The 22,831-nt window shown below is 66.8% G+C and carries 21 protein-coding genes and 2 tRNA genes; 13 read left to right on the forward strand and 10 right to left on the reverse strand.

The features are described 5' to 3' along the window. Window positions 1-7: 7 nt before the first annotated feature. The 3 genes from NMP03_RS08670 to NMP03_RS08680 all read left to right on the forward strand — a co-directional run bounded on the left by NMP03_RS08670 (window position 8) and on the right by NMP03_RS08680 (window position 1,083). Window positions 8-83 (forward strand) — tRNA-Thr (locus tag NMP03_RS08670). Between the two features lie 308 nt (window positions 84-391). Continuing rightward, the gene (locus NMP03_RS08675) at window positions 392-730 is read left to right on the forward strand and encodes a hypothetical protein (protein ID WP_256504964.1); all 339 of its coding nucleotides are present in this window, start codon (window positions 392-394) and stop codon (window positions 728-730) included. A 2-nt stretch (window positions 731-732) separates the two neighbouring features. Continuing rightward, entirely contained in the window at window positions 733-1,083 is a 351-nt protein-coding gene (locus tag NMP03_RS08680) for a response regulator (protein WP_256504965.1), read from the forward strand. Between the two features lie 73 nt (window positions 1,084-1,156). Here the strand turns inward: NMP03_RS08680 and NMP03_RS08685 are convergent, their stop codons facing one another. Next, entirely contained in the window at window positions 1,157-3,616 is a 2,460-nt protein-coding gene (locus NMP03_RS08685) for a hybrid sensor histidine kinase/response regulator (protein WP_256504966.1), read from the reverse strand. Between the two features lie 291 nt (window positions 3,617-3,907). Between NMP03_RS08685 and NMP03_RS08690 the strand changes: the two genes are divergently transcribed. Then, window positions 3,908-5,515 carry a GNAT family N-acetyltransferase gene (locus tag NMP03_RS08690; RefSeq protein WP_256504967.1) on the forward strand — a complete coding sequence of 536 codons (1,608 nt, stop codon included), beginning with the start codon at window positions 3,908-3,910 and terminating at the stop codon, window positions 5,513-5,515. Between the two features lie 103 nt (window positions 5,516-5,618). Here the strand turns inward: NMP03_RS08690 and NMP03_RS08695 are convergent, their stop codons facing one another. Together NMP03_RS08695 and NMP03_RS08700 are read right to left on the reverse strand one after the other, a co-directional pair. After that, entirely contained in the window at window positions 5,619-6,896 is a 1,278-nt protein-coding gene (locus NMP03_RS08695; protein ID WP_256504968.1) for a spinster family MFS transporter, read from the reverse strand. Between the two features lie 75 nt (window positions 6,897-6,971). Further along, complete coding sequence (locus NMP03_RS08700) at window positions 6,972-9,374, reverse strand: TonB-dependent receptor (RefSeq protein WP_256504970.1); 2,403 nt, start codon at window positions 9,372-9,374, stop codon at window positions 6,972-6,974. A 95-nt stretch (window positions 9,375-9,469) separates the two neighbouring features. Here NMP03_RS08700 and NMP03_RS08705 point away from each other — a divergent pair, with 95 nt between their 5' ends. Then, window positions 9,470-10,156, forward strand: a complete 687-nt coding sequence (locus NMP03_RS08705) for a TetR/AcrR family transcriptional regulator (RefSeq protein ID WP_406697512.1) — start codon at window positions 9,470-9,472, stop codon at window positions 10,154-10,156. A gap of 32 nt (window positions 10,157-10,188) precedes the next feature. Here the strand turns inward: NMP03_RS08705 and NMP03_RS08710 are convergent, their stop codons facing one another. From NMP03_RS08710 to rpmH, 7 genes are all read right to left on the reverse strand, one after another. After that, complete coding sequence (locus tag NMP03_RS08710) at window positions 10,189-10,584, reverse strand: response regulator transcription factor (protein WP_256504971.1); 396 nt, start codon at window positions 10,582-10,584, stop codon at window positions 10,189-10,191. A 170-nt stretch (window positions 10,585-10,754) separates the two neighbouring features. Next, window positions 10,755-11,060, reverse strand: coding sequence for a DUF3253 domain-containing protein (locus NMP03_RS08715; RefSeq protein WP_319937578.1), 306 nt, complete (start codon window positions 11,058-11,060; stop codon window positions 10,755-10,757). A 65-nt stretch (window positions 11,061-11,125) separates the two neighbouring features. Beyond that, window positions 11,126-11,815 (reverse strand): ribosome biogenesis GTP-binding protein YihA/YsxC, encoded by a 690-nt coding sequence (yihA, locus tag NMP03_RS08720; RefSeq protein WP_256504973.1) that lies wholly within the window; start codon window positions 11,813-11,815, stop codon window positions 11,126-11,128. After that, window positions 11,764-13,467: a membrane protein insertase YidC gene (gene yidC, locus NMP03_RS08725; protein WP_256504974.1), complete on the reverse strand. Its 1,704-nt coding sequence runs from the start codon at window positions 13,465-13,467 to the stop codon at window positions 11,764-11,766. Before yidC ends, yihA begins: the two co-directional genes overlap by 52 nt. Before the next feature lie 21 nt (window positions 13,468-13,488). Beyond that, complete coding sequence (gene yidD, locus NMP03_RS08730) at window positions 13,489-13,701, reverse strand: membrane protein insertion efficiency factor YidD (RefSeq protein ID WP_256504975.1); 213 nt, start codon at window positions 13,699-13,701, stop codon at window positions 13,489-13,491. Between the two features lie 145 nt (window positions 13,702-13,846). After that, window positions 13,847-14,164: a ribonuclease P protein component gene (rnpA, locus tag NMP03_RS08735; RefSeq protein ID WP_265552430.1), complete on the reverse strand. Its 318-nt coding sequence runs from the start codon at window positions 14,162-14,164 to the stop codon at window positions 13,847-13,849. Window positions 14,165-14,169: 5 nt separating this feature from the next. Continuing rightward, entirely contained in the window at window positions 14,170-14,304 is a 135-nt protein-coding gene (rpmH, locus tag NMP03_RS08740) for a 50S ribosomal protein L34 (protein WP_256504976.1), read from the reverse strand. 202 nt (window positions 14,305-14,506) lie between these two features. On the opposite strand from rpmH, the gene NMP03_RS08745 reads away from it, so the two are divergent. The 8 genes from NMP03_RS08745 (at window position 14,507) to NMP03_RS08780 (ending at window position 22,823) form a co-directional block, all read left to right on the forward strand. Further along, window positions 14,507-16,015 carry a YifB family Mg chelatase-like AAA ATPase gene (locus NMP03_RS08745; RefSeq protein WP_256508075.1) on the forward strand — a complete coding sequence of 503 codons (1,509 nt, stop codon included), beginning with the start codon at window positions 14,507-14,509 and terminating at the stop codon, window positions 16,013-16,015. Window positions 16,016-16,765: 750 nt separating this feature from the next. Continuing rightward, window positions 16,766-16,849, forward strand: a tRNA-Leu gene (locus NMP03_RS08750). A gap of 111 nt (window positions 16,850-16,960) precedes the next feature. Continuing rightward, window positions 16,961-19,783: a monovalent cation/H+ antiporter subunit A gene (locus tag NMP03_RS08755; protein WP_256504977.1), complete on the forward strand. Its 2,823-nt coding sequence runs from the start codon at window positions 16,961-16,963 to the stop codon at window positions 19,781-19,783. Next, a complete protein-coding gene (locus tag NMP03_RS08760) occupies window positions 19,783-20,139 on the forward strand; it encodes a Na+/H+ antiporter subunit C (protein WP_256508076.1) in 357 nt (118 codons plus the stop codon). The genes NMP03_RS08755 and NMP03_RS08760 overlap by 1 nt, the downstream gene beginning before the upstream one ends. Then, window positions 20,136-21,659 carry a monovalent cation/H+ antiporter subunit D gene (locus NMP03_RS08765; RefSeq protein WP_256504978.1) on the forward strand — a complete coding sequence of 508 codons (1,524 nt, stop codon included), beginning with the start codon at window positions 20,136-20,138 and terminating at the stop codon, window positions 21,657-21,659. The genes NMP03_RS08760 and NMP03_RS08765 overlap by 4 nt, the downstream gene beginning before the upstream one ends. Then, the gene (locus NMP03_RS08770) at window positions 21,656-22,147 is read left to right on the forward strand and encodes a Na+/H+ antiporter subunit E (RefSeq protein WP_256504979.1); all 492 of its coding nucleotides are present in this window, start codon (window positions 21,656-21,658) and stop codon (window positions 22,145-22,147) included. Before NMP03_RS08765 ends, NMP03_RS08770 begins: the two co-directional genes overlap by 4 nt. After that, window positions 22,144-22,413 carry a K+/H+ antiporter subunit F gene (locus tag NMP03_RS08775; RefSeq protein ID WP_256504980.1) on the forward strand — a complete coding sequence of 90 codons (270 nt, stop codon included), beginning with the start codon at window positions 22,144-22,146 and terminating at the stop codon, window positions 22,411-22,413. Before NMP03_RS08770 ends, NMP03_RS08775 begins: the two co-directional genes overlap by 4 nt. Beyond that, entirely contained in the window at window positions 22,410-22,823 is a 414-nt protein-coding gene (locus NMP03_RS08780; protein ID WP_256504981.1) for a Na+/H+ antiporter subunit G, read from the forward strand. The genes NMP03_RS08775 and NMP03_RS08780 overlap by 4 nt, the downstream gene beginning before the upstream one ends. Window positions 22,824-22,831 lie beyond the last annotated feature (8 nt).

Genomic DNA, 22,831 nt, shown 5'->3' on the forward strand with positions numbered 1-22,831 from the left:
GCCATGTGCCGGTTTAGCTCAGTTGGTAGAGCGCCAGTTTTGTAAACTGGATGTCGCGGGTTCGATTCCTGCAACCGGCACCATTGCCCTGCCGAAACTCTCCGAAAAATGCCGAAGCGGTCTGCCGAGGCTGGTCCGCGGGCCGGGCTTCCGATCTGCCCGCGCCTGGCGCTGCGCTGCATTTCGGCTTCGGAAAACGCCTTATCGCCAGCAGAAAGTTTCCGTCCCGAACGAACCAATTCGATTTGCAGGAGTTGGGTCGGTGTCGCTCTTTTGATATTAACTAAAGTTATTGTCGAAAATTGTTGTATGTTGCGAACATACAGGACGAGATGGGGTATTAAGGCCTCACCGTTGGCATGCTTCACCAGGCGTCAGCGGCAGAGAGCGAGTGCGTGCTCCCGCCTGTATAGAAGGCATCTCCATGCCCATGAACGACAATGATCCCGCGATCGAGGCGATGCTCCCGGCAGCCCGTTCTGCTCACGGTCAGGCGGCCTTGCTGCTCGCCGAAAGCCTGATTCACGGGCTTTGCGAGAAGGCGATGCTCAGCAGCGGCGACGCGGTGGCAATCATCGAAAGAGCCGCCGACGTACAATTCGACCATGCCGAAGCCGCCGACGACGCGGGCGCACCGATGTGGCGGTCGCATGCGCTGCTATCCGCCATCGCAGCGTCGTTGAAAAGCGACGTGCAACACCAATCCACCCCGCCGCGGCCGGGGTCGTAACGATGTGCCATGCGCTGATAATCGAAGATGAATGGCTGATCGCCGAATATCTGGCCAGTCTCGCCGAACGCGCGGGCGCCACGTCGATCGCGATGGCATATACCGAAGACGAGGCGGTCGACGCCGCGCACGAGCGGCGACCCGACATCATCCTTTCCGACGTGATCTTGCTGGCGGGCACCGGTCCCTGCGCGGTGCAGGCGATAACCTCGCATTATGGTGAAATACCGGTCATCTTCATCACCGGGACGCCCGAATGCTGTCTGCCGCGCGAGCCGTCGAGCGTCGTCCTGCACAAGCCGATCGATCCGACCTGCGTGATGGACACGTTTCGCCGGCTGGCCCATTTGTAGACGGTGGTTCTGCCGGGTGGGTCGTCGGGGTAACCGCCACCCCGTCCCGCGGTCGCTGAAAACCTCGTCGCTGCTACGCGGCTGCGCGAATTGCTTCGATCGCTTCGCGGACGCGGTCCAGCCGATCCTCACCCGTCCAACTGCCGATCCCGTCCTCCAGGTCGCGCGCCCGGTCGCCAAGATCGGGCTCGCGGAACATGCCGGCGGTGCCGGCCAGCTTGTGGAGCAACCCCGAGGCTTCGGTAAGCTCGGCATCGGAGAACAGGCCGCGCCGCAGCAGCGCGTCGAGCATCGCGAGCGTCTCCTGCTTTCGAGCAGCGTATCGTTCCTGGATGGTCGCGCCCGGCGTCAGGACCGACTCTCCGGGGGGGCCCTTATACGACACCGCCTGCTGACGATCCCATTCCCGAATGGCCTTGTCCAGGCTGGCAAGCGTCACCGGCTTTGCAATATGCGCCTGCATTCCCGCGGCCAGGCACGCTGCGATATCATCGGCATAGGCGTTGGCGCTCAGTGCCAAAATCGGCAGATCGCTGGCGGCGACACCTTGCGCGCGCAATCGTCGCGTCGCCTCATATCCGTCCATGATCGGCATCTGGATATCCATAAGCGCGATCCGGTACGGCGCACCTGCGGCAAGCGCGGCGTCGATTTTGGCGATCGCGTCGGCGCCGTCGACCGCGATATCGACGTCCCAGCCCAGCTGGCGCAGCATGGCGGTGATCAGCAGTTGATTGACGTCGTGATCTTCGGCCACGAGTACGCGCCCGCGATCCTGCGGAACGAGCAACGGCGCGCCGCGCGCTGTCGAAGCCGGCTCGCTGGTCGCCTCTGCCCCCACATCCGGTGCGCCGCTGTCGTTATCGGGGCTGGCGCGCAGGGGTAGGGTCAACACGAAGCGCGAACCGCCGCCGATCTCGCCGTCGAGCACCAGTTGCCCTCCCATCAGTTCGGCAAGCTGCTTGCTGATCGGCAAGCCCAACCCCGTACCCCCGAAGCGACTCGCGGTCGTCGCCTCGGCCTGGACGAAGGTTTCGAAGATCGCTGCCTGGCGATGCGGCGCGATTCCGATACCGGTGTCCTCGACCTCGATCGAGACCATTGCCTCTGCATCCGGATCGGCGTCGGCGGCGGGCGGTTGCGACCGGACGCGCAGCGTGATCGATCCGCACGGGGTGAACTTCGCCGCATTACCGAGCAGGTTGAGGACGATCTGCCGCAGGCGGAGGCCGTCGCCGACCACCATCCCCGGCAATTCGTCGGCAATATCGAGGTTCAGCACCAAGCCCTTCTGCTGGACCGCCGGCATCACCAGCTTCACGCAAGCGCGCAGGGCATGGCGTAGGTCAAAGGCATCGCTGGCGATCTTCATTTGTCCGGCCTCGACCTTCGAAATGTCGAGAATGTCGTTCAGCAGCCGCATCATCGCTCGACCCGAATCGGCGATCAGTTCGGCCTGCCGTCGCTGCTGGGGAGCAAGGTCGGCCGCGAGCAACAAATCGGTGAAGCCGATCACGCCGTTCATCGGCGTGCGTATCTCGTGGCTCATATTGGCCAGGAAGCTCGATTTTGCGTGCGCGGCCGATTCCGCGTGGAGGCGCGCCGCCTCGAGCTCGAGCTGGAGCAGCTTGCGCGTACTCACGTCGCGCACCGAAGCAATGATCTCGGCTGGCCGACCCTCCGCATCGCGCACCAGCCCGGCATTCGACTCCACCCAGCGCCAAGCCCGGGGGCCGCCGCGCTGGATCGTGCGATAGGTCAGCGAGGTACGATCGCGCTTGCCGCTGCGGAGCGTTTCGAGCCCTTTTGCGAGCTCGGATTGGTCCTCGGGATGAACCCCGAGCGCGATGTCGCCGCCGATCACCGCCGATGGGTCGATCCCGAAGACCTGCTTCGTGGAGGGCGACGCATATAGAAAAGTGCCGTCAAGACTGATCCGGAATACCGCATCGGTGGCGTTGGTCGCCAGCAACTGCAGCTGCGCCTCGACGAGCTCCCGCTTCTGGACATCAGCCGCCAACTCCTCGTTCGCCGCGCGCAGCGCCCGCAGTCGCAGCACCCGATCGCGCCAGACGATGGCTGCCAGCAGCAGGATCAGTGCGATGCACGACCCGAGCACGCCGCGGGCGAGGTTCTCCAGGCGCGACGAACGCTGCTGGCGCTGCAGCAGGAGGCGCGCTTCCTCGTCATTGATGCGCTCTACCAGCGCCGTGATCCGGGCATCCGCGTGCCGAGCCGCGGGATCGCCGAATTTCCGTCGGACTTCGTCTCCCCGGCCTTCGTCGATGCGCGCGAAGGTGCGTTCCATTTCCTGGAAATATCGCTGCGTGGCGCGGTCGAGCATCGCCATGTTGGCTTGCTGGGCGGGATTGCCCGCGCTCATCGCCGATAGCGGGGCCAGTTCCTTGCGCAGCGAATTGCGCGCGGCGTGCGCGGCGGCGCGATCCTGCGGATCGCCGGTCAACACGAACCCGCGGCGGGCCACCTCGGCCCGCAGCCGCATGATACGCAGCTGGGCCATACGCTTTTGCATCTCCACCGTATGGCTCACCCACCGGTCCGACCGGTTTTGCTGCCACTGGAATCCCGCTGCCGCCAGGCCACAACTCAGCAGCAGCGCGAAGCTGAGCAGGACTAAGTAGGACGATCGCGTACGGACGGAGACGGACATGATGGCTTTCTGTGGCTGGCCCCTTCCTAAGCGCCAGTCCTTAAGAGAACCTCTGCCCGATCGTCCCGAGCCGCCTGGATCGCTCGCAGGATCGGTGTATTGCTGCGCGCGGCGGCCCCCGCCTGCGTATCCGGAAGAGGTTGGAGCAAACCATTGTCCAAGAAGAGCCCTGCAAAGCTAAAGGTCCGCGTCGCCGTCCCGGGGGACGTTCGCGGCATCCTGGCGCTGATCAGCGCGGCCTATCCCGACACCGAAAACTACACCGCCGGTGAAATCCGCGGGCAGATCAACAATTTCCCCGACGGCCAGTTCGTGGCGGTCCTCGAAAAGAAGATCGTCGGCTATTGCGCCTCGTCGCGGATCGACGAGGCGATTGCGCTGGCGCCGCACGATTGGCCGACGATATCGGGCAATGGCTTCGGCAGCCGCCACGATCCGACCGGCGACTGGCTGTACGGCATCGAGATGGCGGTCGACGAAAGCCGGCGCGGGCTTCGCATCGGCAAGCGCCTGTATGACGCGCGCCGGGTGTTGGCCGAGCGGCTGGAGCTGCGCGGAATCGTCTTCGGCGGGCGGATGCCCGGCTATGCGCGGCAGAAAGCAAAGGCGGGCAAGCCCGAGGACTATCTGATCGGCGTCCGCGAGGGGAAGTTCCGCGATCCGGTGATCGGCTTCCATTTGGCCAACGGCTTCACGCCGATCGGCATCCTTCCCAAATATCTGCCCGGCGACAAGGAATCGGCGGGGTTCGCGACGCACATGGTGTGGCGCAACCCCTATGTCGACCCGAACGAGCCCCCCGAATTCCGCGTGCCGCGCCATGTCGAGAGCGTACGCCTGGCGACCGTCCAGCTCCAGGCGCGCGCGGTCAAGGACTTTGCCGAGTTCGTCAAGAACGTCGAATATTTCGTCGATGTCGCGGCGGATTACCGGTCCGATTTCGTGGTCTTCCCCGAGCTGTTCACGCTGTCGCTGCTCTCGTTCGAAAGCGAGACGCTATCGCCGATGGAGGCGATCGACCGGTTGACCGAGCATCGCGCGCCGATCGTCGCCGAGCTTTCGCGCATGGCGATGCGCTACAACATCAACATCGTCGGCGGCTCGCATCCCACCCGCACCGAAGACGGCACGATCAAGAACATCGCCTATACCTGCCTTCGCGACGGATCGGTGCATTCGCAGGAAAAGATCCACCCCACCCCCAACGAAGCCTATTGGTGGAAGATCAAGGGCGGCAGTTCGGTAAACGTCATCCAGACCGATATCGGTCCGGTCGGGGTGCTGATCTGCTACGACAGCGAGTTTCCCGAGCTGGCGCGCCGGCTGGTCGACGAAGGCGCGCGGATCATCTTCGTGCCCTTCTGCACCGACAATCGGCAGGGCTATATGCGTGTGCGCTATTGTTCGCAGGCGCGGGCGATCGAGAACCAGTGTTTCGTCGTGCTCTCGGGCAATGTCGGCAATTTGCCCGGGGTCGACAATATGGACATCCAATATGCCCAGTCGTGCATCCTGACGCCGTGCGACTTCCCCTTCGCGCGCGACGGGATCGCGGCCGAGGCCAGCGAGAATATCGAGGCGCTGACGATCGCCGACGTGAACCTTGCCGACCTGACCTGGGCACGCGCCGAGGGCACGGTTCGCAACCTCGCCGATCGGCGCTTCGATCTGTATCGGATCGACTGGCGCCGAAGCAAATCGTCCGAGAGCGCGCCGGTCGACGCGGCGCCGCGCGGGCCCAAGGTGCCGGGGGGCGGATAGCCCGGGACGGCGGCCTCGGCGCGACCGCTTATCGGCGGTCCCGTCGGCGGTGAGAGAGCGAAGCGTCGGTTGATTGCCGCTACCGCTCCCGCCGATCGCGCCGCTATCCCCCCACCCAGTCGCGGCGCAGCGGGCGCACCGCCAGCAGCATCAGTACCGCCGCGATCAGGTAGAAGCCGAGCGCCGCGACAGTCGAATAGCGCAGCGACTCCTCGCCGAAGCGCGCGGTCATCGCGTCGGACATCGCCCCCATCACCCACGAGCCGAGCCCCAGCCCGATCAGATTGTTGATCAGCAGGAAGCTCGCGCTCGCAGTCGCGCGCATATGCGCCGGCACCAGCCCCTGCACCGCGGTGTTGACCGGGCCGAGCCACAGGATGTTGAGCCCGTTGGGGATCAGGAACAGGAACCACGCCACCACCGGCGAGGGCGCGAGCAGCGCCGCCGCGAAGAACGGGACGGTGACCAGCCACGCCACCGCGGGCAGCTTGGCATAGGCGCCGCGGTCGCGCGTGCCGAAGCGGTCGGCAAGGCTGCCCCCCGCCAACACCCCGGTCGATCCGCCGATCAGCAGCACGGTGCCGATGAACAGCGCCGCGTCGAACAAGGCGAAGTCGAAGCTACGCACCAGCACCGAGGGGATCCAGAAGGCCAGGCCATAGCCGCACATCGAGCTGAACCCCGCGGCGAAGCCCATCAGCCAGAAGCTTGGCTTGCGCGCGAGGATCGCGAACACCTCGCCCAGCGGCGCGCGGACGATCGGCCCCGCCGCCGCGCCGTCGGCACCGCCGCGCACCGGCTCGCGAACGATCAGCCGGAAGATCGGCGCGATGACGATCCCCGCCACCCCGACGACGATGAACGCGGTCCGCCAGTCGACCGTCGCGGCGATATAGCCGCCCAGGATCGCGCCCCCCGCCAGCCCCAGCGGCACCCCGAGCGAATAGATCGCCAGCGCCCGCGCGCGGCGCTCGGGCGGGAAATAATCGGCGATCATCGCATAGGACGGCGCCACCCCGCCCGCCTCGCCCACACCGACGCCCAGCCGATAGGCGAACAGCTGCCAGAAGCTCGTTGCGGTGCCGCACAAGGCGGTAAAGGCGCTCCACACCACCAGCGATCCGGTGATCACCCAACTGCGGCTGGTACGATCGGCGATCAGCGCCAGCGGGATCGCCAACGTCGAATAGAGCATCGCAAACGCGATCCCGCCCAGCGCCCCCAATTGCGTGTCGCTCAGCCCCAGATCGGCCTTGATCGGCTGGACGAGGATGCCGAGGATCTGCCGGTCGAGGAAGTTGAAGATATAGACCAGTAGCAGCATCGCGAGCACGAGCCCGCGATAGGCTGGGGTCACCGGGCGCGTGGGCGAATCGGTCATGCCGCTATCTGTCGCATGCCGATCCCCTGGCCGCCATCCTGTGTCCTTCGCACCATGGCGCCGCGCCGACGGGGGTCAGAACTTCACCCCGAAGGTCGCGAACACCTGGCGCGGGTTGCCGTAGAACGCGGTCACCACCCCCTCGCGCCCAAGCGCCGGGGTGATCCCGCCGCTCGCGGTGACCACCGGCAGCTGGTTCACCGGATTGCCGAGCGCAAAGATATAGCCCGAAGTGATGTAGCGTTCGTCGGTCAGGTTCTTGCCGTGCAACCCGATCGAATAGGCGCGATCGGGGCCGAAGCTGTAGTTGATGCTGGCATCGAACAGCGCATAGCCCGGCTGGTCCAGGAAGGGGTTGGGGATTTCGAACTGGGTGGTGTCGCTGCGATACGAAACCGTCGTCGATGCGTTGACCTCGCCCGGCCCGACCTGCGCGATCGCCCCCAGCGTTCCGCTCGCGGTCCATTCGGGGGTGTTCTGGATGCGGCGGAACTCTGCGACGTCGCGCCCGGTCGGGCCGACGAAGCTGTCATATTTCGCATCGATATAGCCCATCGTTCCCGACACCGTCACCTGCGATCCCGGGCCCGCAAAGCCGCGGGCGAGCCGCGCGAACAGTTCGGCCTCGACCCCCTTGAAGGTTGCAGCGGCGGCATTGGTGGTGACGCCAGCAAAGCCTTCGAACACCCCGTCATTGTTGGCATCGACGCCGACCGATCCGGGCACCTGGACATTCTGGTAATCGGCATAGAAGCCGGTCAGCTGATAGGTGAAGCCGCGGTCGAACAGCGATCCCTTGAGCCCGACCTCGTAGCTGTCGACCTCTTCGGGATCGAACAGGAAGAAGTCATAGATGTCCTGATACTGGATCCCCGGCACGCCGTTGCTGTTGGGGGTGATGTTGGCGCTGCCGCGCGGATCGAAACTGCCGCCCTTGAAGCCCTTGGCGTACGAGGCATAGGCCAGCATGTCCTCGGTCGGCTTGATCGACACCGACGCGCGCGGGGTCCATTTCTTGAAGGTCGCCTCGCCGGTGAAATCGGTGATCGGCGCACCCAGGTTCACGCCGTTGCCGCCGAACGACGGATCGGCGCCGCCCAGCCGGTTGGCCTTGAAGATGTCCGACCGCCGCGAATCGCTGGTGTAGCGAAGGCCGCCCGCGATGCTCAGCCAGTCGGTGACGTCGAAGGTCAGGTCGCCGAACACCGACCACGTGTCGGTCCGCACGTCGCCCGCGGTCTGCTGGCCGAACCCCGCTGCCACCGGCAGCCCCAGCGCGGGCCCGGTGGTGGCCAGGATCACGTCGAACTTGGTCGAAGCCTCGGCATCGAGATAATAGAAGCCGACCAGGCCGTTCAGCCGGTCGCTTTCGTATAACAGCTGGAATTCCTGGCTGATCTGCTCGTTGCGATAGACTGCCGGCACGTCGACATCGACCGTGGGCAGCGCGTCGAAATCGATCGGGGTGAAGCTGCGGTCCTGCCGCCACGCGCTGATGCTGCGCAGCGTGAAGGCGTCGCTCAGCTGCGCGCTGACGTTCATCGTCAGCCCGCCCGCCTCGATATCGTTGGCCGGGTTGGCAAGGCCCGCGCGGGTGTCGAATTCGTCGTCGAGCACCGGCGCACCCGATTGCAGCCCGGGGATCAGTCGATGGCCGTTGCGCGCATTCGACTTGTCATGCGTGTAATCGCCCGCGATCCGCACGAACAGGCGGCTGTCGGGGGTCTCGAATTCGATCGTGCCGCGGCCCGCCCAGATATCCTTGTTGTAGTTCTCGATCCCCAGATTGACGTTGTCGCCAAAGCCGCCGCGGCTAAGCCGCGCGCCGGCCAGCCCGATGCGGATGCCCTGGGTGATCGGCGCCGAGACGCTGACGACGCCATCGGCCTGGTCATAGCTGCCATAGGTGCCGCGCAGCCGCACCGAGAGTTCGTCGGGCAGCCGCCGGGTGACATATTTGATCGCGCCGCCGATCGTGTTGCGCCCGTACAGCGTCCCCTGCGGCCCGCGCAGGACTTCGATCCGCTCGACATCGTAGATATCGAGCAGCGCCGCCTGCGGGCGGTTGAGATACACGTCGTCGAGATACAGCCCGACCCCGGCTTCGAAGCCCGGCACCGGATCCTGCTGGCCGACGCCGCGGATGAAGGCGGTCAGCGTCGAATTGGTGCCGCGCGACGGCTCGAGCGTCACGTTGGGGGTGGTCGTGCCGATATCCGACAGGTCGATCGCGCCGCGCGCTTCGAGCGCTTCGCCCGAATAGGCGGTGATCGCGATCGGCACGTCGAGCAGGCTTTCGGCGCGGCGGCGTGCGGTGACGACGATGTCCTGGTCGCCGAGCGCACCCTGGTCCTGCTGCGCATCCTGCGCTGCCTGGGTATCGGCGGCGTCCTGCGCCAAGGCGGGAACCGCCGACAGCGCGAGCGCGGCGGCCGAGAGTTTCAGCGCGATACGGATGTTCGAATGCAGGCGTGCCATGCGGTATCCCCTCCTTGAAATGGGCGCCCGTCACTGCGGGTTGTGCCTCGTTGCACGACGCTATACTGAAACATGAACCAGGCTTCAACTTAGGAATGAAGAGGGGATCCAGATTGGTCGAAGGCGGGGCAGACGAGGGCGTTCTGGGCGAAGGCGCTGCGAGCGAGGCCAAGGTCGAAGGCGCCAGCGCGGGCAAGGAGCCGCGTACCGCGCGCGGTCGCCGGACGCTGCGCGCGATCCTCGATGCCGCGGCAATCGAATTCGGCGAGAGCGGGTTCCACGACGCATCGATCAGCGGGATCACGCGGCGCGCGGGCGTCGCGCTCGGCAGCTTTTACACCTATTTCGATTCGAAGGACGCGGTGTTCCGCGCGCTGGTGCGCGACATGTCGGCGCAGGTGCGCGATCGGGTCGCCCCCGCGATCCGCGCCGCGCCCGACGGCATCGCCGCCGAGCGCGCGGGGTTGCAGGAATTCATCGGCTTCGTGCGCCAGCACAAGGAAATCTATCGCATCATCGACGAGGCCGAATTCGTCGATCCCGACAGCTTCCGCCTCCATTATGCAACCACCGCCGAGCGGATCACCTCGCGGCTGCGCGCGGCCGCAGCGCGCGGCGATATCCGCGCCGATGTCGGCGAAGTCCATGCCTGGGCGGTGATGGGGATGAACGTGTTCCTGGGACTGCGCTACGGCGTCTGGAACGAGGACCGGCCGCACGAGGCCATCGCCGAGGAAGCCGCCGATTTCCTGCGCCATGGGCTCGCCCCCAGGCCAGGCTGAACCGCGCTCGCCAGCCGCCGCGCGGCTATCGCCTAGGCGCGCTTTGGTGGCGACGCCTTCTGCTTGCGCGTCAGCAGTTCCTCGACCCGAAAGACGAACTCGTCGGGATCGAACGGCTTCTTCATATAATCGTCGGCGCCGGCGAACCGCGCGAGTTCCTCGTCCTGCGCCCCGCGCCGTCCGGTCAGCATCATGATCGGCAGATCGCAAAAGGCGGGCATGTTGCGCAGTTCGCGCAGCACCGTCACCCCCGACATGCCCGGCAGGTTGCAATCGAGCACCAACAGGTCGGGTCGCCGTGTCTTGACGATCTGCAGCGCCTCGGCGCCATCCTGCACCAGCCCCGCAGCGTGGCCATAGGCCACCAGCACATCGCACGCGATCTGGCCAACAATCTCGTCGTCTTCCGCAACTATGACACGCGCCACGCTTCGTTCCTTGCTTGCATACTCGTAAATCCTGGCGCTGCCATTCGACACCTTCATGCCGCCGCACGCAACCGTACATCCGCCGCGGCGAAGCCTTGGGTCCGTTCGGGGACCGGCCGCCGCCTGTATCCGCTGCACCGCGCTAGCGTCGCGGGACGATCCGCGCCGTATCAGCCTCGCTGCGTACGGCCGATCCGGTAGGGTCCGCGCCTTGATGCCAGCGCCTCGCCCTTCCAGCTGAGCCGCACCGCCCCCTCGGCGACCAGCCGATCCACCGCGGCGTGGACCGCGGGCATCGCCCCGCGCCAATCCGCCGCGTCGCCGGTTGCGGCGGCCAGGGCCCTGGCCACCTCGCTCGGGCATATCGTAGCACCGGGTGCGCGCCGGGCGAGCAACGCCAGCGTCGCGGCGCGGGAGGCGCTGGTATCGATCGTCATCGGTCCGGCCTCGGTCCAAACCCATATTTGGTCCATCATGACCGACGTGCGCGAAGCCGCGGTGTAGGCGCGGGCCGACCTGCTCGAAGCGCCCGAATCGGCGCCTAGCTGACCGCCTCGATCACTGCGGCGCGCAGTTCGGGAATCCCCATCCCGCCTTCGCTCGACGTCACCAGGATGTCGGGGTGCGCCGCGGGGCGCTTGCGCACTTCCTCGATCGTCCGTTCGGTCACCTCGGCCAGCTCGCTCGCCTTCACCTTGTCGGCCTTGGTCAGCACGATGCGATAGCTGACTGCCGCCGCGTCGAGCATCTTAAGGATGTCGCGATCGACGTCCTTGATGCCGTGGCGCGAATCGATCAGCAACAGGCTGCGCTTGAGCGCCTGCCGCCCGCGCAGGAAATCATTCACCAGGAAGCGCCATTTGCGCACCACGTCCTTGGGCGCCTTGGCAAAGCCATAGCCCGGCATGTCGACCAGCCGGAACGCCAGCGGCTCGCCAACGTCGAAGAAGTTCAGCTCCTGCGTCCGCCCCGGCGTGTTCGAGGTGCGCGCAAGCCCGTTGCGGTTGGTCAGCGCGTTGAGCAGCGACGACTTGCCGACGTTCGACCGCCCGGCAAACGCCACCTCGGGCACCACCGGCTCGGGCATGTGCTCGAGCGCGGGCGCCGAGCGCAGGAACGCGATCGGCCCCGAAAAGATCTTCCGCGCCGCCTCGATCGCGTCGTCGTCGAAGGGCGACGTCACTTGGCGGGGGCCGTCTTGAGCGCCGGATGCTGGCGATACAGCCACCATTGTTGCGCCATCGTCAGCACGTTCGAGGTGATCCAGTACACCTGCAGCCCCACCGCGAACGGCGCCATCACGAACATCAGCATCCACGGCATGATCGCGAAGACCTGCTTTTGCACTTCGTCCATCGGCGCGGGGTTCAGCTTGAACTGGAAGTACATCGAAATGCCCAGCAGGATCGGCACGACGCCGATCGCGATGAAGCTCGGCGGGGTGAACGCCAGCAGCCCGAACAGGTTGAGCGGGGTCAGCGGATCGGGTGCCGACAAATCCTTGATCCACGCCACGAACGGCTGATGCCGCATTTCGATCGTCAGGATCAGCACCTTGTACAGCGCGAACATGATCGGGATCTGCAACAGCATCGGCAGGCAGCCCGCCAGCGGGTTCACCTTCTCGGTCTTGTACAGCGCCATCATCTCCTGCTGGAGCTTGGGCTTGTCCTCCTTGTGCTTCTCCTGCAGCGCCTTCAGCTTGGGCTGGATCGCACGCATGCTCGCCATCGACGCGAATTGCTTCTGCGCGATCGGGAACAGCAGCAACCGGATCGTCAACGTCAGCAGGATGATCGCGACGCCGAAATTGCCGACCAGCCGGAACAGCCAGTCGAGATAATAGAAGATCGGCTTTTCGATGATCCGGAACCAGCCCCAATCGATCGCCTTGTCGAACTGGACGATCCCCAGTTGCCCTTCGTAACGATCGATCAACCGCACTTCCTTGGCGCCCGCAAAGAAGCGCGCGGTCTGGGTCGCGGTGGTGCCGGGGGCGATCGTGACCGCATCGCGCTGCGCATAATCGGCCTGGAACTGGCCATTGGCGCCCGAACGCAGCTGCAGTTCGACCGGCGTCTGCTGGTCGGGCACCAGCGCGGTCAGCCAATATTGGTCGGTAAAGCCCGCCCAGCCGCCGGTGGTGGGGTAGCGCGTCGCCTCCTCGGCCACCTCGTCATAGTCGCGATACACCGCGCTGCCGTCGCGCACCGCGATCGGGCCGACATGCGCGACCCATTGGTCGACATCGGTCGAGGCGCCGCGCCGGCTGAGATACCCATAAGGGGTCACCGCGATCGGCGCCTGGCCGCCATTGGCGACGGTCTGGCGCGCGGTGAACATGTAATCCTCGTCGATCGACAGCTCGATCCGGAAGCGCTGGCCCTGCCCGTTATCGGCGTCGAGCGTGATCGGGCGGCCCGGCGACAGCACGTCGCCGGTGGCGCGCCAGACGGTATCGGCATCGGGCGCGGCAACGCTGCTCGATCGCCAGCCGAAGCCCGCGAAATAGGCGTTGGCGCTGCCCGCCGGCGACAGCAGCCGGATCGGCGGCGAGTTCTTGGCGATCGTCTCATCATATTGCTTGAGCACCAGATCATCGATCCGCGCGCCCTTCAGGTTGATCGAGCCCGACAGCGTCGGCGTGTCGATCCGCACCCGCGGCGATTCGGCGATCACTTCGCTGCGATTGCGCACCGCGGCGCCGGTATCGGCGGCGGGGTCGGCCTGCGGCTTGGGCAGGACGGTGGTCTTGCCGCCTTCGATCTTGGTCACCGGCGGATTGGCGGTCGGAAAGAAATATCCCGACACCAGCGGAAACCCGAACAGGATGAACGCCGCGAGCACCGCGAAGATCACGAAATTCTTCTGCTCTTCCTTCACGAAACTTCCCCGTTCGGAGCGTCAGGGAACCGGATCATATCCGTGCCCGCCCCATGGATGACAGCGCGCGATGCGCCGTGCGGCCAACCAGCCGCCTTTGATTGCGCCATAGCGGCCAAGCGCCTCGATTGCATAGGCCGAACAGCTGGGCGCGTAGCGACACGTCGGCGGCAGGATACGCGAAGGCCCGATCTGCCACCCACGCGCGATCAGGATGAGGACGCGCGCGATCACGCTACGCGCGCCGTCGCCGCCAGACGATCGTCACCCGAGCGAAACCAATCGTCACCCCAGCGAAAGCTGGGGTCTCTCGCGATCGAAACGACGCGCTTGGGGCAAGAGACCCCAGCTTTCGCTGGGGTGACGGGTATAGCGAGCCTCACCGCCGCACCTTGGCGCAAGCCTTGGCCAACTCACGCACCAGATCGGCATAGGGCCGCTCGATCCCCGAATGCCGCCCGATCAACACATGATCGGCGCCCGCCACCCCATGCTCGGGCAGCACGTCGCGCGCAAGCATACGAAAACGCCGTTTCATCCGGTTGCGGATGACGGCGTTTCCTACCTTCTTCGATACGGTAATACCGATCCGTTTCGCCGGATCGGCATCGCCACGCGCGCGCACCAGCAGCACGAAGCCCGGCATCGGCGCGCGTTTCCCCTGATTCGCCGCGAGATACTCGCGGCGCAGGGTCATGCGTGTCAGGCCGTCAGCTTCTTGCGGCCGCGCGCCCGGCGCGAGCGGACGATCTTGCGGCCCGCTGCCGTTGCCATCCGTGCAAAGAAGCCGTGCCGGCGCGTCCGCACCAGGTTGCTCGGCTGAAAGGTCCGCTTCATCGGTCATTCCCTTGGCATCTGTAAGCTAGACCGCGTACCGATATGGCCGCGTCTAAAACGTAAAATGGCCGCCACGCGGACGGCCTTGTGAGGCGCGCCATACGCCGGTGACGGTTTCAAGTCAACGTCGGCCATGTGCGCAGCGCCCGGTTCCATCGCTTCCGAAACCCGCTATGCCTTATGGTTAAGGGGGATGGCACGCATGGTCGCGATCGTATCGACGGTGGCCTATCTGGGGCTCGAAGCGCGCGCTGTCGAGGTGCAGTGCAACCTCGTCGCCGGACTCCCCGCCTTCATCGTCGTCGGCCTCGCCGACAAGGCGGTGGGCGAAAGCCGCGAGCGCGTGCGCGGCGCGATCGCCGCGATCGGGCTGGCGCTGCCGCCCAAGCGAATCACCGTGAACCTCTCGCCCGCCGATCTGCCCAAGGAAGGATCGCATTACGACCTGCCCGTCGCGCTCGCGCTGCTCGGCGCGATGGGGGTGATCGATGCCGAGACGCTCGCCGATTATGTCGTCGTCGGCGAGCTCGGCCTTGACGGGCGTATCGCCCCCTCCCCCGGCGTCATGCTCGCGGCGCTGCACGCCTCCGAAACCGGCAAGGGGCTGGTGTGCCCCGCCGCCCAAGGGTCCGAAGCCGCCTGGGCCGGATCGATCGAGGTGGTCGCCGCCACCGACCTGATCGGCCTGCTCAATCACTTCAAGGGCAACCAGTTGCTCCCCGCCCCGCGCCCCGGCGAGATCGACGATCCGGTCATCGGCCCCGACCTCGCGCAGGTAAAGGGCCAGGAAACCGCCAAGCGCGCGCTCGAGATTACTGCCGCGGGTGGCCACAACCTGCTGATGATCGGCCCGCCCGGCGCGGGCAAGTCGCTGATGGCGGCGTGCCTGCCCGGCATCCTACCGCCGCTCGACGCCGCCGAAGCGCTCGAAGTCTCGATGGTCCAATCGGTCGCGGGCACGCTCACCAACGGCAAGCTCACCCGCAACCGCCCCTTCCGCAGCCCGCACCATTCGGCGTCGATGGCGGCGCTCACCGGCGGCGGCTTGAAGGTGAAGCCCGGCGAGGTCAGCCTCGCGCATTTGGGCATCCTGTTCCTCGACGAACTCCCCGAATTCCAACGCGCGGTGCTCGATTCGCTGCGCCAGCCGTTAGAGACCGGCACCGTCAGCGTGGCGCGCGCCAACGCCCATGTCACCTTCCCCGCGCGCGTCCAGCTCGTCGCGGCAATGAACCCCTGCCGCTGCGGCCATCTCGGCGACCCGGCGCTCGCCTGCGCGCGCGCGCCCAAATGCGCCGCCGATTACCAGGCCAAGGTATCGGGCCCGCTGCTCGACCGGATCGATTTGCACGTCGAAGTCTCCGCGGTCACCGCCGCCGACCTGATCCTGCCGCCCCCCGCCGAAGGATCGGCGCAAGTCGCCGCCCGCGTCGTCGCCGCCCGTGCGGTACAGGCGGCGCGCTACGCCGGCACCCCGACGCGCACCAATGCCGAAGTCGAGGGCCGCGCACTCGAAGCCGTCGCTACCCCCGACGAAGCCGGCCGCAAGCTGCTCGCCCAAGCCGCCGAATCGATGCGGATGTCGGCCCGCGGCTACACTCGCGTCCTGCGCGTCGCGCGCACCATCGCCGATCTGGCAGGGGTCGAGACGGTGGGCCGCCTGCACATCGCCGAGGCGCTGAGCTATCGACGGCGGGGGCCGCTGAACTGAGGGGGAAGAATCGGATGGCGGGTATCGCCGATTGCAGACGTTGGCACGTCTGCTACGTTGCCGAGACCTACCCTGCGGCGGGAGACGACCGATGCGGCTTCTATTAGCAATGGCTATGCTGTGGGCGACACCAGCTGCATCACCCGCGCAAGAGGCACCCGGATTGGCAGGGAGCTGGACGGTCGATTTGGCGACTGATCCGGCGAAGCCGTACACCAAGCCAATGGTTCTGACACTTGGCGCCGATGGCAGCGTGAGCGGCAACTTCTACGATAGCGTAATCCAAGGCGGGCGATGGAAGACTGATCGTGGAAGGACGTGTGTTAGCTTTCGGACGACCGACGGAGCCGGACCTTACCATACGAGCGCCTGTCTGCGCGGCGAGAACGTCGAAGGCCAGACATGGGCGGAGCATCGTTCTTTCCTCTTCAACTGGGTGGCCGTCCGCGATCGTTGAAGCGCTCGCATTCCCCTCACGTCGGCTGGCCATCAAGAGCGGACGGCCAAACCAAACCCCGCTGTCCTACAAGCCCCCGCTTTGATACGCATGCCGCATGATCACGTACCTCTCTTCTCCCTCCGCATCGCGTATCGTTTGGTGGGACAGGCGTATCCGAGGGGTACGTAGCGTAGCTGTTGTAGCCTTCCGAGCCTTCGGCCAGCGCGACTAGCCCCCACCCTTCCCCAAACCACCCCGCCCCGCCACGGCATCTTGCCCCCGCCCGCCGCATCGGTTAGCGACGGCGCGCTGCCCCTGTGGTGAAATGGTAGACGCGCTCGACTCAAAATCGAGTGCCGCAAGGCGTGCTGGTTCGAGTCCGGCCAGGGGCACCATCTTTCGAGCACCGCCGCACGAGCGGCATAATCGCGGCGCGAGGTCGATTGACGGTACCCATCGCGGCTTGCGGTCGGTAACGCGTTCAGGCTGCCGAAAGAATTCGCCTGATGCTCCTGCTTGCCCTGACTGCATTGCCGTTCGTTGCCGCGATCCTGCTCGCGCTCCTCGCCCGCGCCAGCCGCGGCGTGCACATGGGCGTAGCGATCGGGGCGAGCGCGGTCGGGTTCGTGCTGCTGCTGTCGGCGGCGCCCGCGGTGCTGGCGGGGGAGCCGCTCACCGCGCGGATCGGCTGGATCCCGGCGCTCGGACTCGATCTCAGCCTGTGGCTCGATCCGCTGGGGTTGCTCTTCGCCGGACTGATCCTCGGCATCGGGCTGCTCGTCGCGATCTATGCCCAGGGCTATCTCGCCCGGGACGAGCCGACGGGGCGCTTCCTGGCGTTCCTGATGCTCTTCCAGGGCGCGATGGTGGGGATCGCGCTGTCGAACAATATGCTGCTGATGCTGGTGTTCTGGGAGCTGACCAGCCTGTCGTCTTTCCTGCTGATCGGCTTCTGGCGCGACCGCGCCGATGCGCGGCAGGGCGCGCGGATGGCGCTTACGGCGACCGGCGGTGGCGGGCTCGCGCTGATCGCCGGGCTGCTGCTGCTGGGGCAGGCTGCGGGTTCGTACGAGCTCGCGACGATCCTGGCGCGTGCCGATGCGGTACAGGCCTCGCCGCTCTACCCCGCGATCCTGGTCCTGGTGCTGCTCGGCGCCTTCACCAAATCGGCGCAATTCCCGTTCCATTTCTGGCTGCCGCACGCGATGGCCGCGCCGACGCCGGTCAGCGCCTACCTCCATTCGGCGACGATGGTGAAGGCGGGGGTGTTCCTGCTTGCGCGGCTTTGGCCGGTGCTGGCGGGGACCGACTGGTGGTTCTACCTGGTCGCCACGACCGGGCTGGCGACGATGTTGTTCGGCGCTGGCGTCGCGCTGTTCCGCAACGATCTCAAGGCGATCCTTGCCTATTCGACGATCAGCCAATTGGGGCTGATGGTGATGCTGCTCGGCTTCGGAACGCCCGCAGCAGCCGCGGCGGCGGTGTTCCACATCCTCAACCACGCCGCGTTCAAGGCGGCGTTGTTCATGAACGCCGGCATCGTCGATCACGAGACCGGCACGCGCGACATCACCCGGCTGGGCGGGCTCGCCGCGCTGATGCCGCTCACCGCGACATTAGGCACGCTTGCCGCCGCCGCGATGGCAGGCATCCCCCCGCTCGGCGGGTTCATCTCGAAGGAGATGATGCTCGAGGAAAGCGTGCATACCGCTTTCGCCGGCCGATCGGTGCTGGTGCCGCTGCTCGCGACGATCGCGGCGACCTTGTCGGTCGCCTATTCGCTTCGCTATGCGCACGGCCTGTTCTTCGGCGCGCGCCGCACCGGCGAGGTCGCGGCGCCGCATGATCCGGGCGCGGCGATGATCGGTCCGTCGGTGGCGCTGGTGCTGCTCGCGATCGCCTTCGGGCTGTTGCCGATGACGATCGCCGGGCCGCTGGTGATCGCCGCAACCGGCGCAGTGATCGGCGCCGCCCCGCCCGCGCTCGATCTCGCGCTGTGGCACGGCGTCAACACCGCGCTTGCGCTGAGTATCGCCGCGGTCGTGATCGGCGCGCTGCTGCTGTGGCGGCGCGAACCGGTCGCGGCATGGGCATCACGCAGCCGCGCCCCCGATGCCAAAGCGATGTTCGACGCCGCGATCGAGGCGGTGGTCGACACCACCCGCAGCGCCTCGCTCGCGATCCATGCCGCCTCGCTGCAGCGTTATCTGTTCGCGCTGTTCGCCGTCGCGGTCGGCTTCGGGATCGACGCGCTGCTCACCCCCGGCGGCATCGGCGCGGGCAGCCGCGCAACCCAGCCCGCCTCGGTGATCGCGATCGTCGCCTGGTTCGCGCTGGTCGCCGCCACCGTCGCGGTTGTCGTCGCGCAGCGCCAGCGCTACCTCGCGCTCGTCTTCATCAGCGTCATCGGCCTCGTCATGGCGCTGGCGTTCGTCCGGCTCTCGGCGCCCGACCTCGCGCTCACCCAGATTTCGGTCGAGGTGGTGACGATCCTGCTGCTGCTGCTCGCGCTCCATCTGATGCCCAAGATACCGCCGCGGCTGTCGAGCGGCGTGCGGCGGGCGCGCGATGCCGCGCTCGGGATCGTTGCCGGCGCGGGCGCTGGCTGGGCGGCCTGGGCGCTGATGACCCGCGACATCCGCGATTCGGTATCGTCCTTCCATTGGGCGAACAGCTATTCGGGCGGCGGCGGCACCAATGTCGTCAACGTCACGCTCGTCGATTTCCGCGCGTTCGACACGCTGGGCGAGATCATCGTGCTCGGGATCGCGGGCCTGGCGATCTACGCGCTGCTCGAACCCGCCGCGCGCGGCGTCGCCGGGCGGCGGCTGCGGTCGTGGCGGCAGGACATGCAATATTCGCCCGAGCGGCATCCGATGATGTTCGTGATGGCGACGCGGCTGCTGCTACCGCTGGCGATGCTCGTGGGCATCTACATCTTCCTGCGCGGGCACAACCAGCCCGGCGGCGGGTTCATCGCCGCATTGGTCGTCTCGATCGCGATCCTGCTGCAATATCTGGCGTCGGGCTTCGACTGGACCGACGACCGGCGCAAGATCGGCGAGCATCCGCTGATCGCGTTCGGCGTGCTGATCGCTATTGCCACCGGGCTCGGCTCGCTGGTGTTCGGCGCACCGTTCCTCACCAGCAGCTTCGGCTATTTCACGCTGCCGCTGATCGGCGAGTTCGAGCTCGCCACCGCGTCGCTGTTCGACCTAGGCGTGCTCGCGGTCGTGGTCGGCGCGGTGATGATGGCGCTGGCGCAGCTCAGCCATGTCGCGCAGCGCGCCGCGCGCCACGAAGACATGGCCGGAGACGAGGCGGCATGATGAGCCTCGAATTCCTGGTCGCCAGCGCGATCGCGGTGCTGGTCGCGGGCGGCATCTACCTGGCGCTGCGCGGCCGCACCTTTCAGGTCGTGCTCGGGCTGACCTTGCTGTCCTACGCGGTGAACCTGTTCCTGTTCGCGGTCGGGCGGTTGGTGGTCGATCGCCCGCCGCTCTACGCCAAGGGGGTCACCGAGCATGCCGATTCGCTGCCGCAGGCATTGGTGCTGACCGCGATCGTCATCACCTTCGGGATGACCGCGCTGGTCGTCATCCTGTCGCTGCGCAGCTTCCTCGAAAGCGGATCGGACCAGGTCGACGGCGTCGCCGATCGCCCGGCCGACGAGATGCGCCCATGAACCTGCTCGACCATCTGGTGATCGCGCCGGTCGTCATCCCCGCGATCGTCGCGCCGCTGACTTTGCTCGCGATGCGACGGCGGCGGCGGATCGGCGTCGCGCTGTCGCTCGCGGGCTGCATCGCGATGCTGGTCGCGGCGCTCGCATTATTCGGGATCGTCCAAGACGACGCGATCCGCGCCTATCCGCTGGGGGACTGGCCCGCGCCGTTCGGGATCGTGCTGGTGCTCGATCGGCTGGCGGCGACGATGCTGGTGCTCGCTGCCGCGCTGGCGCTGATCGTGATGATCCACGCGATCGTCACCGCGGTCGATCGGAAGGGGTGGCATTTCCACCCGATGTTCCATTTCCAGCTGCTCGGGCTCAACGGCGCGTTCCTCACCGGCGACCTGTTCAACCTGTTCGTATTCTTCGAAGTGCTGCTGATCGCCTCCTACGGGCTGATGCTCCACGGCATGGGCGCCGCGCGGCTGAAGGCGGGCGTCGCCTATGTGGTCGTCAACATCGTCGGATCGGCGCTGTTCCTGATCGCGCTCGGGCTGCTCTATGGCCTGACGGGCACGCTCAACATGGCCGATCTCGCGCGCAGCGTCGCCGCGCTCGGGCCCGAGGATCAGGGGCTGCTGCGGATGGCGGGGCTGCTGCTGGTCGCGGTGTTCGCGCTGAAAGCCGCGATCGCGCCGCTCCATCTGTGGCTGCCGCGCACCTATGCCGCGACGACTCCCGTCGTCGCGGCGCTGTTCGCGATCATGACCAAGGTCGGGGTCTATGCGATGATCCGAGTCGTCCCGCTGATCTTCGGCGACGACGCCGGCGCCGCCGCCTGGGTGCCCGCGCCCTGGCTGCTGCCCGCCGCGGTCCTCACCGCGATCGTCGGCTTCGCCGGGGTGCTGGCGGCCCGCGCGATGCGCGAACAGGCGGCGTTCGCGATCCTGGGGTCGACCGGGACGCTGCTGCTGGCGCTGTCGTGCTGGACCCAGGCGACCACCGCCGCCGCGGTCTATTACCTCGTCCATGCGGTGCTGGCGGGCGCGGCGTTGTTCCTGGTCGCCGACGTGACGCTTCGCCGGCGCGGCCAATATGGCGATGCCACCGTCGCCAGCCCGCGCTTCGCCGGCCAGCAGGCGGCGGGGCTGTTGTTTCTGGCTGCCACCATCGCCGCGGTCGGCCTGCCGCCGCTGTCGGGCTTCGTCGCCAAGCTCTTCATCCTGCAGACGACCTTCGATACCGCGCCGTGGCAGCTGATCTGGGCAACGGTGCTCGGCACCACCTTGATCGGCGTGATCGGCTTCGCACGCAGCGGCAGCGCGATCTTCTGGAAGGCCGCACCCGATGGCGATCCGATCGCCTGCCCCCCGCGCGCGCGCGCCGAGTTCGTCGCGCCCGCCATGCTGGTGGCATTGCTCGCGCTGCTCACGATCGGCGCCGGCTGGGCCACCGCGCAATCGCAGGCGATCGCCGCGCAGGTGTTCGCGCCCGATCGCTATATCGCCGCGGTGCTGGCAGGGGGGCCACGATGATGAAACGCATCCTGCCGCACCCCGCGCTGTCGGCGATGCTGCTGGTCGTCTGGCTGCTGATGGCCAACAGGGTCAGCGTCGGCGGTATCGTGCTGGGGGCATTGTTGGCGCTGGTGCTGCCTAAATTCACCGAGCCCTTCTGGCCCGATCGTCCGCGCGTTCGCTTCGGCCGCGCGCTGCTGGGGTATCTGGTGATCGTGCTCTACGACATTGTCGTCGCCAATTTCCACGTCGCGCGGCTGATCCTGTTCCGCCGCAACCGCGATCTTCGGTCACGATGGCTGGTCATTCCGGTCGACCTCACCACCCCCGAGGCGATCACCGTGCTCGCGGCGACGATCAGCCTCACCCCCGGCACCGTCAGCGCCGACGTGTCCGCCGATGGCGGCTATCTGCTGGTCCATGCGCTCGACGCACCCGATCCCGAGGCCGAGATCGCGCGGATCAAGACGCGCTACGAAGCCCCACTGCGAAGGATTTTCGCATGATCGCCATCGCGCTCCAGGTCGCCGCGGGCGCGGTCGCGCTGTCGTTGCTCTTCAACGGCTATCGGCTGCTGAAGGGACCCGCGCTCGGCGACCGGATCGTCGCGCTCGACACGATGGTGATCAACGTCATTGCGGTGATCGTACTGATCGGCATGATGGGCGACACCGCGACCTATTTCGAGGCGGCGCTGCTGCTGGCGATGGTCGGGTTCGTCAGCACCATCGCCTATTGCAAGTTCCTTCTCCGCGGGGACATCATCGAATGAACGGCGTGATGGACATCGCGATCGCGGCGCTGATCCTGCTCGGCGGCGGCTTCGTGCTGATCGGCAGTTGGGGGCTGGTGCGCCTCCCCTCGACGATGGAGCGGCTGCACGGGCCGACCAAGGCGACGACGCTCGGGCTCGGCGCGCTGCTGCTGGCGTCGATGCTCTATTTCCAGGCGAAGCTCGGCATATGGTCGGTGCACGAAGTGCTGATCTCGCTGTTCCTGTTCATCACCGCGCCGATCTCGGCGAACATGATCGCCAAGGTCCATCTCCACCGGTTGCGGATCGGCGCGATCACCGAGCCCGACAGCATCGCCGGCCCGCCGCCGCGCCCGGGCGAGGACGGCGCCTGGGCGACGTACGAGGCACCCGAGCAAAAGACCCAGGCCTCGACCGCCAACACCTGACGCCATCC

Origin of the sequence: Sphingomonas qomolangmaensis, from assembly GCF_024496245.1 — a bacterium.
In the GTDB taxonomy this organism is placed as follows: Bacteria; Pseudomonadota; Alphaproteobacteria; order Sphingomonadales; family Sphingomonadaceae; genus Sphingomonas; species Sphingomonas qomolangmaensis.

Bases quoted from the DNA above. Each gene is read 5' to 3' on its own strand.
- NMP03_RS08780 (WP_256504981.1), top strand. From the start codon at position 22,410: ATGAACGGCGTGATGGACATCGCGATCGCGGCGCTGATCCTGCTCGGC.
- NMP03_RS08700 (WP_256504970.1), bottom strand. From the start codon at position 9,374: ATGGCACGCCTGCATTCGAACATCCGTATCGCGCTGAAACTCTCGGCC.
- NMP03_RS08705 (WP_406697512.1), top strand. From the start codon at position 9,470: ATGAAGAGGGGATCCAGATTGGTCGAAGGCGGGGCAGACGAGGGCGTT.
- NMP03_RS08680 (WP_256504965.1), top strand. From the start codon at position 733: ATGTGCCATGCGCTGATAATCGAAGATGAATGGCTGATCGCCGAATAT.
- NMP03_RS08765 (WP_256504978.1), top strand. From the start codon at position 20,136: ATGAACCTGCTCGACCATCTGGTGATCGCGCCGGTCGTCATCCCCGCG.
- NMP03_RS08715 (WP_319937578.1), bottom strand. From the start codon at position 11,060: ATGATGGACCAAATATGGGTTTGGACCGAGGCCGGACCGATGACGATC.
- NMP03_RS08745 (WP_256508075.1), top strand. From the start codon at position 14,507: ATGGTCGCGATCGTATCGACGGTGGCCTATCTGGGGCTCGAAGCGCGC.
- NMP03_RS08755 (WP_256504977.1), top strand. From the start codon at position 16,961: ATGCTCCTGCTTGCCCTGACTGCATTGCCGTTCGTTGCCGCGATCCTG.
- NMP03_RS08685 (WP_256504966.1), bottom strand. From the start codon at position 3,616: ATGCAAAAGCGTATGGCCCAGCTGCGTATCATGCGGCTGCGGGCCGAG.
- rnpA (WP_265552430.1), bottom strand. From the start codon at position 14,164: ATGACCCTGCGCCGCGAGTATCTCGCGGCGAATCAGGGGAAACGCGCG.
- NMP03_RS08770 (WP_256504979.1), top strand. From the start codon at position 21,656: ATGATGAAACGCATCCTGCCGCACCCCGCGCTGTCGGCGATGCTGCTG.
- NMP03_RS08775 (WP_256504980.1), top strand. From the start codon at position 22,144: ATGATCGCCATCGCGCTCCAGGTCGCCGCGGGCGCGGTCGCGCTGTCG.
- yihA (WP_256504973.1), bottom strand. From the start codon at position 11,815: ATGGTGGCTGTATCGCCAGCATCCGGCGCTCAAGACGGCCCCCGCCAA.
- rpmH (WP_256504976.1), bottom strand. From the start codon at position 14,304: ATGAAGCGGACCTTTCAGCCGAGCAACCTGGTGCGGACGCGCCGGCAC.
- NMP03_RS08760 (WP_256508076.1), top strand. From the start codon at position 19,783: ATGAGCCTCGAATTCCTGGTCGCCAGCGCGATCGCGGTGCTGGTCGCG.
- NMP03_RS08695 (WP_256504968.1), bottom strand. From the start codon at position 6,896: ATGACCGATTCGCCCACGCGCCCGGTGACCCCAGCCTATCGCGGGCTC.